The sequence below is a fragment of the Maribacter polysaccharolyticus genome, assembly GCF_028882255.1.
In the GTDB taxonomy this organism is placed as follows: Bacteria; Bacteroidota; Bacteroidia; order Flavobacteriales; family Flavobacteriaceae; genus Maribacter_A; species Maribacter_A polysaccharolyticus.
Window position 1 is genome coordinate 707,906 of sequence record NZ_JARBUY010000003.1, and the last position, 16,923, is coordinate 724,828.

10 protein-coding genes are annotated in these 16,923 nt (G+C 40.8%); all 10 read left to right on the forward strand.

Annotated features, from left to right (window positions below; all coding sequences use genetic code 11):
• Window position 1: 1 nt before the first annotated feature.
• From PHU20_RS12555 to PHU20_RS12600, 10 genes are read left to right on the forward strand one after another with little or no spacing between them, the layout of a single operon-like run.
• Window positions 2-658, forward strand: coding sequence for an SGNH/GDSL hydrolase family protein (locus PHU20_RS12555; protein WP_274825722.1), 657 nt, complete (start codon window positions 2-4; stop codon window positions 656-658).
• Window positions 659-718: 60 nt separating this feature from the next.
• Window positions 719-2,266 (forward strand): sulfatase family protein, encoded by a 1,548-nt coding sequence (locus PHU20_RS12560; protein ID WP_274825723.1) that lies wholly within the window; start codon window positions 719-721, stop codon window positions 2,264-2,266.
• 42 nt (window positions 2,267-2,308) lie between these two features.
• On the forward strand, window positions 2,309-4,411 hold the full coding sequence (locus tag PHU20_RS12565; RefSeq protein WP_274825724.1) for a Sip1-related alpha-galactosidase: 2,103 nt from the start codon (window positions 2,309-2,311) through the stop codon (window positions 4,409-4,411).
• A 10-nt stretch (window positions 4,412-4,421) separates the two neighbouring features.
• Window positions 4,422-6,899, forward strand: a complete 2,478-nt coding sequence (locus PHU20_RS12570) for a glycoside hydrolase family 95 protein (RefSeq protein ID WP_274825725.1) — start codon at window positions 4,422-4,424, stop codon at window positions 6,897-6,899.
• Window positions 6,900-6,911: 12 nt separating this feature from the next.
• Entirely contained in the window at window positions 6,912-8,342 is a 1,431-nt protein-coding gene (locus tag PHU20_RS12575) for an arylsulfatase (RefSeq protein WP_274825726.1), read from the forward strand.
• A 35-nt stretch (window positions 8,343-8,377) separates the two neighbouring features.
• A complete protein-coding gene (locus PHU20_RS12580) occupies window positions 8,378-10,717 on the forward strand; it encodes a glycoside hydrolase family 95 protein (protein ID WP_274825727.1) in 2,340 nt (779 codons plus the stop codon).
• Between the two features lie 10 nt (window positions 10,718-10,727).
• Window positions 10,728-11,366, forward strand: a complete 639-nt coding sequence (locus PHU20_RS12585) for a GDSL-type esterase/lipase family protein (protein ID WP_274825728.1) — start codon at window positions 10,728-10,730, stop codon at window positions 11,364-11,366.
• A 2-nt stretch (window positions 11,367-11,368) separates the two neighbouring features.
• Window positions 11,369-13,951 carry a GH116 family glycosyl-hydrolase gene (locus PHU20_RS12590; protein WP_274825729.1) on the forward strand — a complete coding sequence of 861 codons (2,583 nt, stop codon included), beginning with the start codon at window positions 11,369-11,371 and terminating at the stop codon, window positions 13,949-13,951.
• Window positions 13,952-13,956: 5 nt separating this feature from the next.
• Complete coding sequence (locus PHU20_RS12595) at window positions 13,957-15,378, forward strand: sulfatase family protein (protein ID WP_274825730.1); 1,422 nt, start codon at window positions 13,957-13,959, stop codon at window positions 15,376-15,378.
• 24 nt (window positions 15,379-15,402) lie between these two features.
• Window positions 15,403-16,917: a sialate O-acetylesterase gene (locus tag PHU20_RS12600; protein ID WP_274825731.1), complete on the forward strand. Its 1,515-nt coding sequence runs from the start codon at window positions 15,403-15,405 to the stop codon at window positions 16,915-16,917.
• The last annotated feature ends 6 nt before the right edge of the window (window positions 16,918-16,923 follow it).

Sequence of the window (16,923 nt, forward strand, 5' to 3'; positions counted from 1 at the left end):
GATGAAAAACATTGGAATAGCTTTTATTTTATTCGTTTTAGTGGCTGTGGCCTCAAGTTCAAAGCAGCCAAACCCCAAAATTTTAATTATTGGCGATTCCATTTCCAACGGTTATACACCTTTCGTTAAAGAGGAGTTGAAAGACATTGCCGAGGTGCATCATAACCCTGGGAATGCAAAACATACAGAGAACGGGTTAAAGCATATTGAATCATGGTTGGCAGCGGGGGACTGGGATATTATTCATTTTAATTGGGGTTTATGGGATTTATGTTATCGGCACCCCGATTCAAAAGTTCAAGGAAACAGGGACAAGGTAAATGGAACCATAACATTCGGGCCAGAGGAATATGAAAAAAACCTCAATACCTTGGTTAAACTCATAAAGAAGCATTCCAATGCGGAATTAATTTTCGCCACAACCACCTTCGTCCCCGAAAAGGAAGCAGGACGGTTTCAGGAAGATGCCATAACATATAATACCATAGCCAAAAAAATAATGAAGGCTAACGGCGTAAAAATCAATGATATTTTTGAAGTTTCAAAAATTATCCATAACGAATATGGAAAAGGTATCGATGATGTACACTATACCGAAAAAGGCTATGAATTGTTAGGGGAGCATGTTTCAAATTTCATAAAACAGCTCATAAAATAGTCGGGTTGATAATTGATTGAAAGTAGGTCAAATAAAATTAAACAACATAAAATTAGTAAGATGAAGCATTTCATATTTTTCATATTTCTTTTTCCAATATTGACGGTACAAGCGCAAAAAGCGGATAAAAACCCCAATATCATCTACATCCTAGCAGACGATATGGGTTATGGGGATGTAAAAAGCTTTAATCCGGAAGGGAAAATCCCAACACCGCATTTAGACGAAATGGCCGAAAATGGGGTGAAATTTACCGATGCGCATACCTCATCGGCCGTTTGTACCCCAACACGTTATGGTATTTTAACGGGGCGTTACAATTGGCGTTCAACTTTAAAAAAGTCGGTACTTGGAGGGTACTCTTCATCACTTATAAAACAAGAGCGCACTACAATTGCCGAAATGCTAAAAGCACAAGGTTACACCACAGCCTTTATTGGTAAATGGCATTTAGGTTGGGATTGGGCTATTCAAGACGGTGCAGATGGAGATGCCAGAAATAAATGGGATGCCCAACTCGCGGTTGATTATACCAAGCCTATTGAAAACGGGCCATCGACCCATGGATTTGACTATTCGTTCGGTTTCTGTGGTTCCCTCGATATGGCTCCTTATGTGTATGTGGAAAATGATATGCCTACCATGGTGCCCACCAAAACAACGGTTAGCGTAGATGGCAAGGCATTCTGGCGGAACGGGCCTACTGCCGATGATTTTGACCATGCCAACGTACTTCAGGATTTAACCGATAAAGCAGTGGATTATATCAACAACGAAGTAACAGGTAAAACACCTTTTTTCTTGTATTTTCCTTTACCGGCACCCCATACACCTATTTTGCCGGCCGAAGGGTTTTTAGGTAAGAGTAATACCAATATGTATGGCGATTTTGTGATGCAGGTAGACGATGTGGTGCGTCAAATAAGGGAAACGCTTAAAAAACGTGGTATTTCAGAAAATACGTTATTGGTTTTTACAAGTGATAACGGATGCTCTCCAAGAGCTGATTTTGAGGAGTTGGCAAAAGTCGACCATAATCCTAGTTACAAGTTCCGAGGCTCAAAAGCCGATATTTTTGAAGGCGGCCATCGTGTGCCTTTTATAGTGGAATGGCCAGCCAAAGCTCCTAAGAATACTGGTATGGATAAAACCATTTGTACTACCGATTTTTTTGCCACTTGTGCAGAAATTTCAGGATATAACATAAAGGATTCCGAAGCTGAAGACAGTTTCAGTATGTTGCCGTTAATAACGGGAGATGGTAATAACGAAATTCGGGATTACACCGTCCACCATTCCATCAACGGTTCTTTTGCCATTAGGCAAGGTGATTGGAAACTGAATGTTTGTCCGGGTTCTGGTGGATGGAGTTATCCAAGGCCACAGGATATTAAAGATGAAAAATTGGATTTACCCGATATGCAACTGTATAATCTGAAAGCCGATATAGGTGAAACCGAAAATTTAATTGCCGAACATCCGGAAAAAGCGGCAGAATTAAAGGCAGCTTTGAAAAAAATTATCCTGGACGGAAGAAGTACACCGGGAGCGATTCAGGAAAATGAAGATATGGAAGGGTGGAAGGAAATCCAACCGATAATCAATTAAGTCAAAGTCATAAATAAAATCTTTCCAAAGTTAAACCATATAATGTATAAAGTATTTCTATTTATTGTTGGTATCTCCTGTATATGGTCGTGTTCAGAACCTTCCAAGGCAAAAGAACAAGATGCACCATTGGAGGTAATTCCACAAACGTTACATGTATCATCCTTTAGCGGGAGCGGGGTAGTTTCTGTTCAAAAACAAGAATTGACACCGGATTCCATCGGGATTATTTCTGAAATCAAACTGGAATTGCCCAAGTACAAAAAAGGTATTTACTATCGTCCGTTTTCACAAAAGCTGGCCGCAGGGAATCGGGTAGAGCCGCTTTGGTTTGATGATATTTCTGAATTAGACGGTTACAAGCACCAAAAACCAAGAATGGACAGCCATATCGATCTTGGGGCTTTTATGATGCTTCAAAAGGAAAATGGCGATTATTTAGCGCTTTTACCCTTGGTCTCGAATCGTTTAGGTAATACGTTTTCCATTCGCAATAAAACGGTTTATTTAACGGTTACTACGTATGGTACGGATACCGAAAATGTAGCGGCACCTTTAATGGGTTACGGGCAATCCAAGAATCCGTATGAAGCCGCTAGAATGGCTTGGGAGCAGGCGATGAACACCGATAATGTAAAAGAAAACATCAATTGGAGGTCTGATAAAGAATATCCTGAAGCTTACAACTATTTGGGTTGGTGTTCTTGGGAGCATTACAAGCACAACATCAACGAGGAGGTGATTTTGGATGCACTTAAAGGCATGAAAGAAAGTACAATTCCGTTTCGGTGGATGCTGGTTGATGATGGTTATTTAGACCACGAAAAAGGACAATTGTTATCTTTTGGAGCAGATAAAACTAAATTCCCGAATGGTTGGGAACCCATTACAAGTCAGAAAGACGATAAAATAAAATGGATGGGTATTTGGCGAAATTTCAATGGCTATTTTGGAGCCGTATCGCCAAAGCATAACATGCCGGGTTTGGGAGAGCATTTGGTAGCGCGCAACCCTAGTGGCCAAAAGCCGCTTTTAGTGCCAAAAATTTCAGGGGAAGCCGCCAATGCGTTTTTCCATGAAATGACAAAAAACACCAAGGCCAATGGTTTTGATATTATTAAAGTCGATTTTCAATCGGATAATTTCCGAAACAATGCAGGAGCTAGCAATGCCATTCTAGGAGTACATTACAACAATATAGCGTTAGAGGAAAATTGCAAAGACAAGGATTTGATGCTTCTTAACTGTATTGCCCAACAAAACTTCAATGTGTTCAATCACAGGCATAGCGCCATTATCCGTGGGAGTGTGGATTATAAAACCACCAAAGACCGTTTGGATGTGACTTTGGTTCAAAATTTCGCCAATGCCTTTTGGTTGGGGCACACGCATTGGCTGGACCAAGATATGTTCTTTGCCAATTTTGAAGAAACTGCTCAGTTAATGGCCGTTGCAAGGGCCATGTCTGGAGGCCCTATTTACTTATCGGATGTGCCAGAGCATATAGATGATACCGTTTTAAAACCATTGACTTATGCCGACGGACGTATTTTAGGAACTTTGGCTCCTGCCGTGCCACTGCCCGAAAGTCTGATGCAAGATCCTTATTTTGACGGGAAGGCATTTCGGGTCATAGCACCATTAAAGAACAAAACCGCAGCTATAATGGCGGTGAACCTAAATCAAGATGATAAAGAGCTGATTACTCAAGTTTCCTTAAAGGATTATCCGTTTGCTGGAGGCATGATACAACCTTATGACGGTCTTTGGGAAATACCGAAAGAAGGTATATTACTTTATGATTATTATACAGGTTCAGCACAAATTCTAAAAGAAGATTACCAGTTCACATTGGGCTCTGGAAAAGAACGTTTGTTATTGTTAAACCCAATACAACATGGTTGGTCTATCATCGGACGACCCGACAAATACCTTTCGGGGTCAACCTTCGAAGTATTGGAAATCGATGAAAATTCCGTGAAAATCCAAATGGTGGAAGACGGGCCGTTATTATTGTGGTCCGATAACAAAATTCCACATTCGGAAAACTTTGAATTCACAAAATTGGAAAATGGTTTATGGAAAGGTGAATTAATTAAGCCAGATAGTGATAGAAAGTACAACATTATTGGAAAAGTCCAATAGATAAAAAAACATGATAAAACCTATTGTAACCCTCTTATTGATTATTGTAACCTCCGCGAAAATCGATGCACAGTTTTTGCTGACTTATGATGAGCCTGCCAGCAAGTTCACTACTGGGCAAAGGCAGGATTACAGTAAGCCAGGTTACATGCAAGAAGCATTGCCTTTGGGCAATGGCCGCTTGGGAGCCATGTTTTCAGGGGATATGGAGGAAGAGCACATCATGCTGAATGATATCACCTTGTGGATGAACAGTAAAAGGGGTTTAAGCGAAGTAGAACAGTCCGGAACCCGAATAGGGGCATATAAAAACTTTGAAAAAGTACGGGAAGCCTATCGTAACGAAAACTATGGCACTTCGGAAAATAGTATGGAAAGCATGTCTACCAAATACCTCAGTAGTCATCAACCTTTGGGGAATTATGCCCCTTTTACCGACGTATATATTGCAACGGGGCATCAAAGTGAAGCCGTCACGAATTACACCCGTTCCTTGGATGTATTTTCTGGCGTTGGGCATGTCAACTATAGTATCGGTAAGGCAAACTTCACCAGGGAATATTTTTGCAGCTACCCCAATGATGTGGTCGCAATGCGCTATACCGCTGAAAATGCGGAAATGAACCTCACTATCAAAGCAAGTAGTTTGCATAAAATAACCAACCTCATTTCCGAAGGAAATGTGCTGGTTTTAAATGGTGAAGCCGCCATGGTAAAAGACCCCGTCAAATTTCAACAAAGGGTGTTCATAGATGCGGGTAACGCAAAAATAACCGCCCAAGACGATGGGACATTAAAGGTTGAAAACGCCAAGGATGTAAAAATTTATGTGTCGGCCTACACCGATTATCTTCCCGTTTATCCATCGTTTAAAGGTCGTGATTTTGAAACTGATACGAAGACAACGCTAGAAAATGCCATAAAATTAGACTACGATGAGCTCAAAAGTATCCATCGAAAAGATGTTTCAGACTTGATGGATAATTGCCAGTTAAACTTGGATTACGAACCTTCCCATGTAACCACGGATGATTTGATTGAAAACGGCCCAAGCTTGGAATTGGAGAACCTTTATTTCAATTACTCCCGTTATTTACAATTGAGTTGTTCGCGTTCTGCCCCTGTACCTTCCAATCTACAAGGGTTGTGGAACGGTCATTTAAAGCCTGCATGGAACGGCGATTATCACAACGATATTAATGTGGCCATGAATTACTGGATGGTGGAAACGGCAAATCTTCCAGGGTCTTTTACGCCTTATGTGGAATGGATGAAAATATTGGCAGAATCAGGAAAGCATGTTGCCCAAGAAACGTATGGGGTCGAAAAAGGTTGGAGTACCGGATTGAACGGTAATGTTTTCGGTTTTACGGCACCTAACGAACACGGTAGGCGTATGCAACAATCTGGAGCATGGTTATGCCAGAATTTGTTTGAGCATTATGCTTTTGGTAAGGATGTAAATTATCTTAAGGAAATCTATCCGATTTTAAAAGGAGCTGCGGAGTTTTACCTGGAATTTTTAGCCCCATGGAAAGATGGTTCGTTGTTGGTTTATCCCACTTGGTCTCCAGAGAATGCTTATCTGGTGGAGCAATTTGGCAAATTGAATAAGCAAGCTTATGGCGCTTCGTTTGAGCAGCAATTGGTATTGAATCTATTCACCGATTGCATTGAAGCATCCACCGTTTTAAATAGGGATACAGCCTTTAGGGAAACACTACAGCATATCATTCCAAAACTCTGTCCACAAAAAATAGGTCAATACGGACAGGTACAGGAATGGCCTGAAGATTGGGACAGTCCCACAGACCAACATCGCCATATTTCACATTTAATAGCCTTGCATCCCGGGCGTGATTTTTCACCATTGACCACTCTGGAATTAACCAATGCGGCTTTGGTAACCATGAAACACCGTGGCGACGTTTCAACCGGTTGGAGTACGGCGTGGAAAACAAATTTTTGGGCAAGATTGCACCATGGCGATAAGGCACATCGGTTTTACAAGTTTTTAACTTCAGAACGTGCTTATCCTAATTTGTTCGATTTTCACCCACCATTCCAAATCGATGGGAATTTTGGTGGAGTGGCAGGTGTGTGTGAAATGTTGTTGCAAAGTCATTTAAGAAGTATTGATAGTAAAGCGGAAACCATTGAAGAGGCTGCTTTTGTAGCCTACCACAAAGATATGGGCCAACCCAATCATTTTGTGCCAGTAGTTCCCGATGAAAGTTTAGCGGAAGCTCCCTATATTTTTCATCTATTGCCAGCTTTACCTTCATCATGGCCTGACGGAAATGTTAAAGGTTTAAGAGCCCGTGGGGGCTTTGAAGTGGATATTGTTTGGGAAAGCGGAAAATTGAAACAAGCTAAAATTCATGCGGTAAAAGAAGGGAAGTTCCGGGTTTATTCAAATGACCAGTTGAGTGAAACCTTGAGTTTGAAACAAGGTGAAACGATGGTTTGGAAAAATAACCAGGATTAAAACTTATGGATAATGAAAAGTAAAAAAATTTCTTACATACTACTGACTTTGGTGTTCATAGCTATGACAGCTTGTAACACGAAACCGGAAAAAGTCAAAAAGCCTAACATTGTTTATATTATGATGGATGAGTGGGGCTATTTTGAATCTTCTGGTATGGGGCACCCAATTTTTGAAACGCCAACTATAGACAGATTAGCCTCCAACGGCATGCGTTTCACTCAATTTTTGGCGGGCGGAAACGTTTGTGCGCCCACCAGGAGTACTTTTATTACTGGCCAGCATACGGGGCATACAACTGTTCGCTCCAACAGTGGTGGATTGAGTTTAGCGGCAGAGGATATTACCATTGCTAATGTACTTAAAGATGCCGGATACGCCACGGGAGGATTTGGTAAATGGGGTCTTGGGGATGTCGGAACCACAGGCGTTCCTGAAAACCATGGCTTCGATACGTTTTTTGGGTACTATCACCAAGTGCATGCGCATACGTACTATCCGAGATACTTGGTTCATAATAGTGAAAAAGTGCCCCTAGAAGGGAATACAGGTGATTTTTTAAGTGGGGAAACATTCTCTCATCACCTTATTCACGAAAAGGGATTGGAATTTATCCGTTCTAAAAAGGAGGAACCGTTTTTTGCCTATATGGCTTGGACACCACCTCATGGGTATTGGGCGATGCCCGAAGATGAACCCACTTGGCAAAAATATAAAAACAAAGAATGGGACGCTACCAACCAAAAAGGAAAATACGATGCGCAAATGTATGCCGCCATGGTTGAAATGGTAGATAGACAGGTAGGGGAGATTGTAACCTTACTCGAAGAGTTGGGTATTGCCGATAACACCATAATTTTTGTGTCTGGGGATAATGGTGGTCAGCCTTATTTTAAGAATGAAAATCATCCTCACGGTTTTTTTGCTCCAAATCTAAATCCCGAAACCGGTAAGCGTTTTAGAGGGGGGAAAGGCAATTTTTATGAAGGCGGCCTTAGAATTCCGTTTATAGCCTACTGGCCAGAACAGATAGCGCCGGGTAGTGTATCAAACCATTTAGGCTATTTTCCTGATATCATGCCTACCCTTGCCGATATTGCAGGAACCAAAGCACCAGCTTCGACCGATGGTGTTTCCATTGCTCCGACATTATTTGGCGAAACATTAGAATTCTCTCAAAAACAACATGATTATCTGTACTGGGAAGATCTCAAAGGTCGTGCTATTAGAATGGGGGACTGGAAAGCCATTAAACCCAATAAACAAGCAGATTATGAATTGTATGATTTGAGTTCTGATATTGAAGAACAGCATAATCTGGCTACTGAACACCCCGAAATTTTGGAAAAAATGCTGCGCTATGCCCAACAGGCACATACACCGCCTAAACAAGGAAAGGTTTTAGATGCTTCTGTTGGCTTTAAAGGACATAAAAAGGATTGAAAGATCGGGAAACCAGGTAATAAAATAAAAGTAATATGTCAATTCACAAGAATATTTTAACGGCTTTTGTCTTTGTTTTTTGTGCGGCATGTTCAGATTCTGAACATAAGAACAAAGACCAACAAGGTAAAGAACAAGCTTTGAAAATTTGGTTTGAGCAGCCTGCCAAAAAATGGAACGAAGGCCTTCCCATAGGAAACGGAAGTTTGGGGGCCATGCTGTATGGCACTCCTTCTAAAGAAACCATCTGTTTAAATGAAGAAACCATCTGGACCGGTGAAAAACTTTATAATCGGGATAAAAAAGCAGGGCCTGAAATTCTTAAAAAGATCCAGCAATTAATTTTTGATGGGAAATACGTTGAGGCTGAAACCTATCTTACTGAAAACCTTTTGACCGAACGTTTTCCTACCGGTACCATGACCAACCAAATGCTCGCTAATTTGATTGTTGAGCGATCTGGCTTTGACAGCATAACCAATTTTAGACGTGAATTGGATCTTAATACTGCTTTGCAAACCACCCTTTTCGAAAAAGATGGGGTTACATTCAAAAGAGAAAGTTTTTCAAGCTTTCCGGATAAAGCGATGCTTATTAAGTATTCAGCAGACCAAAACAAATCCATTAACTTGTCTGCTTATGTAAGGCGTACTGATAATACACAGATACGGCTTAGCAAAAACAGCATTCATTTTTCTGAGCATATAGGTGATGGTTTAGGTGTGAAGTTTTACGCCACTATCCATTTTGAAATTAAAGGAGGCACTTCTGAAGTTAAGGAGGGTAGAATAGTGATTTCGGATGCAGATCAGTTGATCATACGTATTGTAGCTGCCAGTGATTATCGAGGCGAAGATCCAAGAAAGCTTACAGAAGCGAATCTCGAAAAAATCCTGAATAAGGACTATGAAAGCTTGTACAAGGCGCATACCAACGACTACCGATCCCTCTTTAAGCGACTGGATTTTAAAATTTCTGAAGGCCATGGAGAAGACCTTCCGACCGATAAACGTTTACAGCGGGTAAAAGATGGTACTGTTGATAACTACCTTACCCAACTGCATTACCAATACGGCAGGTATTTGCTTATAAGCAGTTCACGACCGGGAACCTTGCCTGCCAATTTACAGGGTATTTGGGTAAACGGGTTTAAACCGCCGTGGAATGCCGATTACCACATCAATATTAATATTCAGATGAATTATTGGATGGCTGAAATGACTAATCTTGCCGAATGCCACGAACCCTTTTTAAAGTTTATTGGGGATTTGAGGGAGATGGGTAGAATCACTGCTCGAGAAACTTACGGAAGTCGTGGATTCGTAGCACACCACACCAGTGATGCTTGGAATATGACTGCAGCTTTTGGAAGGGCACGATATGGTATGTGGCCTATGGGAGCCGCTTGGAGTTGTCAGCATCTCTTCACACATTATGAATACACCAAGGACAAAAAATATCTAGCGGAACACGCTTATCCTATTATGAAGGAAGCTGCGGAGTTTTTTGTAGACTTTATGATTACCGATCCCAAAACGGGGTATCTGGTTACTTCACCTTCAATATCTCCAGAAAATGATTTTATAACTGAAGACGGCGAAGTTGCAACAGTATCCATGGGGTCCACCATGGACCGCTCGATTATTCTGGAACTATACCGCAACTGCATAATATCCGCTGAAATTTTGGGTATCGATGAAGATTTCCGAAATACATTAAAAAGTCAGCTTGCAAAAATTCAACCTTTACAAATAGGAAGCGATGGCCGTTTGATGGAGTGGATGGAGGAGTTTGGGGAAAGAGACCCAGGGCACCGCCACATTTCACATTTATATGCGTTGCATCCTTCCAATCAAATTTCAAAAGAAAATACGCCAGAGTTATTTGAAGCAGCTAAAAAAACCATCGAGCATCGTTTGGCTAATGGTGGCGGACATACAGGATGGAGTCGTGCTTGGATTATCAATTTCTGGGCGCGCTTGTTGGAAGCTGAAAAAGCACATGAAAACATTATGGCACTACAGCAAAAATCCACCCTGCCAAACCTCTTGGATGTTCATCCACCTTTTCAGATCGACGGTAATTTTGGGTTGGTTTCAGGTATTACGGAGATGCTGATGCAAAGTCACGATGGCAAAATCAATTTACTACCTGCACTACCCACTGCATGGCCAAATGGAAGTATTACAGGACTCCGGGCCCGTGGTGGTTTTGAAGTGGATATCACTTGGGAAAACGGGAAATTGGTTGAAGCAAAAATACGCGCCACCACCAATGGAAGCTTTAGGGTTTTTTCTGATGGAAGATTGAGTAAAGTCATCTCTTTGAAAGAAGGGGAAATCAAGGTTTGGAAACCTGAATGGAAAAAGTATTAAAATTGAGTTTATGAAAAAAATAGGGTTCTTGAATATTTTGGCACTAGTAGTTTTGGTGTCTTGTAGTACTAAGCCAAAAACCATAGCATGTGTTGGTGACAGCATTACTGCTGGTTCAAGGCATAAAAAAGAAAGTGTAACGGCATATCCCAAGGTTTTAAACGATTTGTTGGGAAATGCATATTCCGTTGTTAATTTAGGGCGAAGTGGTGCAACAGCATTAAAAAACGGTAATTTACCTTATTGGAATTGTAAGGAGTTTTCAAATGTTTTTGCGGTTCATCCAGACATTATAACAATTAAATTAGGGACTAACGATTCCAAACCGCAAAATTGGAATGCCCAAGATTTTAAAGAAAGTTATCAAAGTTTGATCGATACCTTTCAAACCATTTTGCCAACCCCAAAATTATATTTGTGTTTGCCGGTTCCTGTTTATGATCACAGTAAATTTTCAATTAATGGTGAAATCGTAAAGCAAGAAGTTATACCAATTATAAAAACGTTGGCTAAAGAAAATAATTTACCAATTATTGATTTATATGAGCCTTTAATTGATAAGGGAAACCTCGTTCCGGACGGTGTGCATCCAGAGGAGGATGGAGCAAAAATATTAGCTGGGATTATAGCTGAACAAATGCCGAAATAATCATGAAAAAAATCCAAATAAGTTTACTGTTTTTGATGATGATGATGGGTTGCCTTACCGCACAAGATGAATCATTAAATTGGCCCGTATTAAAAACTTATGACCAAGACCATATTCAAAAAATAAAAATGCCTGTTGGCGGTATTGGTACAGGAACCATTTCACTTACGGGACGAGGTTCTTTGGAAGATTGGGAAATCATGAACCGTCCTGCAAAAGGCTTCAATCCTACTTTGGAAAATTGGGGTCCGGCAAAACAAAAAGGTCCTTTTTTTGCCATTTTTGTTGAAGATGGTCAAGGGAAAAAACAAACCCGTTTGTTAGAAGGTCCGCCCGATGAATCCTATTACGAGGGTGCATGGGGAGCAACATCAAACCACCACGGTCTACCACGCTTTAGCAATGCTTCTTTTAAAACCGCTTATCCGTTTGGGCAAGTATTTTTAAGTGATGAAAACCTTCCTGTTGAGGTGGTTGTCGGGGCCTATAATCCACTTATTCCCGGTAATATAGACGATAGTAGTATTCCTATGGCAATTCTGGATTATACGGTAAAGAATTCCAGTGATAGGGATATTGCCATTTCATTGGCAGGGACTATTCAAAACTTTATTGGTTTTGATGGCACACGGGGGAAAGCCATAAAAAATGTCAATACCATTCGCGAAGAAAACGGTGTTAACGGCATCCACTATACAAGTAATGGTGTAGACCCCGAAAGTGAACAATGGGGGACCATGAGTTTTGTATCCTTAAACGAAGGTACCACCACGTACCGAACCGCGTGGCAACCAAAAACGAGTAGATGGGATAAGAAACGTCTCGATTTTTGGGATGATTTTAGTGCGGATGGATTATTGGAAAAAAGAGAAAATGAAGGTGCCAATGCCCCTATGGGAACTTTGGCGGTAAAGACGACTTTAAAAGCAGGTGAAGAAAAAACTTTTCGTTTTTTGATCAGTTGGCATTTTCCCAACAGACAAACTTGGGACAAACCGGGGTTTCAAAAGTTAATAAAAGCTACAGTCGGAAATTATTACACAACAAAGTATAGTGATTCATGGGATGTGATTTCCAAAACCTTACCACGTTTAAATGCCTTGGAAAACAGCACCAAAACGTTCGTCAATGCACTTCTTAATAGTGATATTCCTGAAGTAATTAAAGAATCGGCACTTTTCAATTTGGCACATCTACGAACGCAATTGGCTTTCCGAATTAAAAGCGGTCAATTACTGGGTTGGGAAGGACTTTTTGATACCTATGGTTCGTGTTTTGGCTCTTGTACCCACGTTTGGAATTACGAACAAACCACCGCTTTTTTATTTGGGGAGTTGGCTAAAACCATGCGTGAGGTGGAGTATAAGTATGCAACCGACGATACAGGATTGATGAGCTTTAGGGTCTATCTTCCGCTTGAAGAAGGCCAGCTTTGGGGCAAGGCAGCAGCCGATGGACAAATGGGAAGCATCATGAAATTTTACCGCGATTGGCAATTATCTGGCGACGATGCCTTTTTAAAACAACATTGGCCAAAGGTAAAAAAGTCATTGGAATTTTGTTGGATTCCCGGAGGTTGGGATGCCGATAAAAATGGTGTGATGGAAGGATCCCAACACAACACCATGGATGTGGAGTATTTTGGGCCCAATCCTCAAATGGGCTTTTGGTATTTGGGCGCTCTAAAAGCTTCAGAAGAAATGGCAACTTATTTAGGCGAAAAGGCATTTGCGAAAACCTGTCATGATTTATATGGGAAAGGGTCTAAATGGATGGACGAAAATCTATTCAATGGCGAATATTATGAACAGCATATTCAACCACCCATGTCCGCCGATAACGTAGCCGAATCCCTTATTGGTGCAGCAGACGTTAAAAATGCGATTGATTTTACGTCGCCCGATTTTCAGTTGGGAAAAGGGGTTTTGGTGGATCAGTTGGTAGGACAGGTGTTTTCGCATATTGTTGGCTTAGGATATTTGGCTAAAGAAGAAAACATCAAAAAAACGCTTGAGTCCATCATGAAATACAATTATGTTGAGAATATGACCTCCCATGCCAATTTTCATCGCTCATATGCTTTGGGCGACGAGTCTGCTTTATTGATGGCAGCGTACCCTAAGGAACGTCCCGAAAAACCATTCCCATATTATACCGAAGTAATGACGGGGTTTGAATACACCGCTGCCGTTGGTATGCTACAAGAAGGCTTATTGGAAGACGGATTATTGTGCATTAATAATATTAGAGACCGTTACGATGGCAAAAAAAGGAGTCCGTTTAACGAAGCCGAAGCAGGTCACCACTATGCCAGAAGCATGATGGCTTGGGCCGGTATTTTGGCTATCACGAAGTTTCAATATTCGGCAGTGGATAAGTCGATGACCTTCACCTCAAAACCCGGAACTTATTTTTGGAGTAATGGGTATGGTTATGGTACAGTTCAAGTGAAAAATAAAGAAGCCGATATTGCGGTACTTTCAGGAAAATTGGAACTGGATCGCTTTATTTTGGATGGTGTGGGTACAAAAAAGTTGAAAATGAAGACGATAAATGCATCTGAAACACTAAACATCAAATGGTAAGTGCTATGGGAAAAATTGTTTTTTTGGGCTGCTTTCTTTTTTGGAGTGTATTTAACCAAAACATTCAAGCCCAAGAAAGAAAACCTAATTTCATCATCATTTTTACCGATGATCAAGGGTATCAAGATTTGGGTTGTTTTGGTTCTCCAAACATTAAAACACCCCATATTGATAAAATGGCATCCGAGGGGATGAAATTTACGAATTTTTACGCCCAAACGGTTTGTGGGCCTTCAAGAGCCGCTTTAATGACCGGTTCTTATCCTATGCGAAATGCACGTAATGATAATGGAGATAATCCACATCCTAAATTAGCATTGAGTGAAGTTACCATTGCAGAGGTTTTAAAACCTGTAGGTTATAGAACAGGGATGATTGGTAAATGGGATTTAGCTGGGCATAATCCAGAGCAGTTCAATCCGGATTTATTGCCGATGCATCAGGGTTTCGATGAGTCTTTCTTTACGCCAGGAAGTAATGATGCGAGGGTGCATCTAATAAGAAACAATAAGTTGATTGAAAGAAATGCTGATATGTCAACACTTACCGAAAGATATACCAATGAGGCCATTGATTTTATTGAAAAGAGCCGGGAACAGCCCTTTTTTCTATATCTAGCGCATACCATGCCACATACCAAATTAGCGGTTTCTGATGCCTTTAGAGGAAAGTCAGAAGGAGGTTTATACGGTGATGTCATTGAAGAGATTGATTATAATGTGGGCAGGATTTTAAATCATTTAAAAGAAATTGGTTTAGATGAAAATACTTATGTGATTTTTACAAGTGATAACGGACCTTGGTGGATTAAAAAGGACCATGGAGGACATGCAGAACCTTTAAGAGGAGCAAAAACCTCTGCTTGGGAAGGTGGTTTTAGAGTTCCTGCAATAATAAGGGCACCGGGAAAAGTGCCAGTCGGAAAAACTTCGGAACATATGGTAGCTACCATAGATGTATTACCGACCATTGCAAAAATAGCTGGGGCAGAAGTTCCAAAGGATCGGGTTATTGATGGCGTGGATATTTCAGGGATTATTCATGGAAACCCATCAGAAGCATCAGATCGTCCATTTTTCTATTACCAACATCATATTCTACGTGCTGTTAGAAAGGGGAAATGGAAGTTGCATTTGCCACATGAGACCAATTCAACATCAATAGTTTATAGAAAATGGCCCATTCACAGTGCTCCAAAAGACAGGGTATTGTTTACCAAACCCGTACTGTACAATTTAGAAACGGATATTGCCGAAACTACCGATGTAGCTGATGCGAATCCGCAAGTGGTTGCGGAATTGCTTAAACTTTTGGACTGGGCAAAAAAAGATATTGGAGATATAAGCAAACGTGGGGAAAATGCAAGGCCGCTCGGAAATGAACCTTATCAAACACCAAATAAGTTAATCCCTATTGATGAAAAATAATTAATGATGAATAAAAACTTGAATATGGCGAGGACAATGATTGTTTTGCTTTTAAGCATCATCAGTGTTGAAACGAATGCACAATCCCTAAAAGTAGCCAGTGTTTTTGGTGATCATATGGTATTACAACGGGAAAAGGTCGTGCCCGTTTGGGGTCATAGTGCACCCAAAGCGGAAATAACCGTGAAGTTCGCCGGACAGTCAAAAACAACGCGAGCCGGTGCCGATGGTAAGTGGAGGGTTAAGTTGGATCCCATGGCGGCATCAATTAAGGAGCAGGATATGGTCATTTTCGGGGAGAACGAAGTGATCATAAAAGATATTTTGGTCGGTGAAGTATGGATTTGTTCCGGGCAATCCAATATGCAAATGGGAGTGTCTTCGTCTGTAGAAGTAAGGGGGTTGGTGCCTTTGGCCAAAAACATTAGAACTTTTCAAGTGGAGGAAAAAGTGGGCTTGGTAGAACAAGATGAGGCAGTTGGGCAATGGAAAACAACGCATCCACCCAGTGCAGTAGCCTTTTCTTTTGCTTATTTTCTTAATAATGTAAGCCAAGTTCCAGTGGGAATCATACAAACCTCTTGGGGAAGTTCGTCCATAGAAGCTTGGATGCCTAGATCTATGGCCCAAGACCTGCCTATTTTTGATACCATCATGAAGGAGTTTGATGCCAATAAAGAAAGATTGGCAAAAATTAGGGGACTGATGGAAAAACCCAACTGGACAAACCAAGAAAATATTTTTTTAAGACGCAATTCCAATATTCTTTACAATGCCATGATGCATCCATTGATTCCTTTTGCCTGTAGGGGATTGGTTTGGTATCAAGGAGAAAGAAATACACGTTACATGGCTGGGTTGCCTAAGGTTGATGAAAAGAATTGGTTCCATAGGGTTAGTGGTATGAAAGATTATGATGAGGTATTGAAAAAATGGATACAGACTTATCGTAAGCGTTGGGATGATGATGAAATGCATTTTATGGTCATAATGCTACCGGGCTATGGAAAAGGCACACATAATAACCAAACCATAGATGTTGAAAGTCCTACTGAAGAATCTTGGGCTTGGATGCGTGAATCCCAATTGGGGGCTCTTGATCTTCCAGATGTATCCGTGGTCAACACGATTGATTTAGGGGATGTGCAAAATATCCATCCAACGGATAAACTTCCCATAGGACAGCGTGCGGCTTTATTGGCAGCAAAGAATACATTGGATCTCGATGTGATTGCAATGGGGCCAATATGTAATAATGTGAATGTTTTAGACGATAAAATCATTGTGGATTTCAATCATGCAGAAGGATTGAAAACCACCAATGGAAAAGCGCCTTCAGGATTTTGGATATCAGACGATTCAAAAAAATGGGTAAAAGCAATAGCCATGATCAATGGTGAGTCTGTTGTTTTGAGTTCTCCAGAAGTAAAACGTCCTAAATACATCCGTTATGCTTTTGCTGGAAAACCTACGGTTAACTTAGTAAATAAAAATGAGTTGCCAGCTTATCCTTTTCGTACAGATAATTGGGAAGAATAATTACGA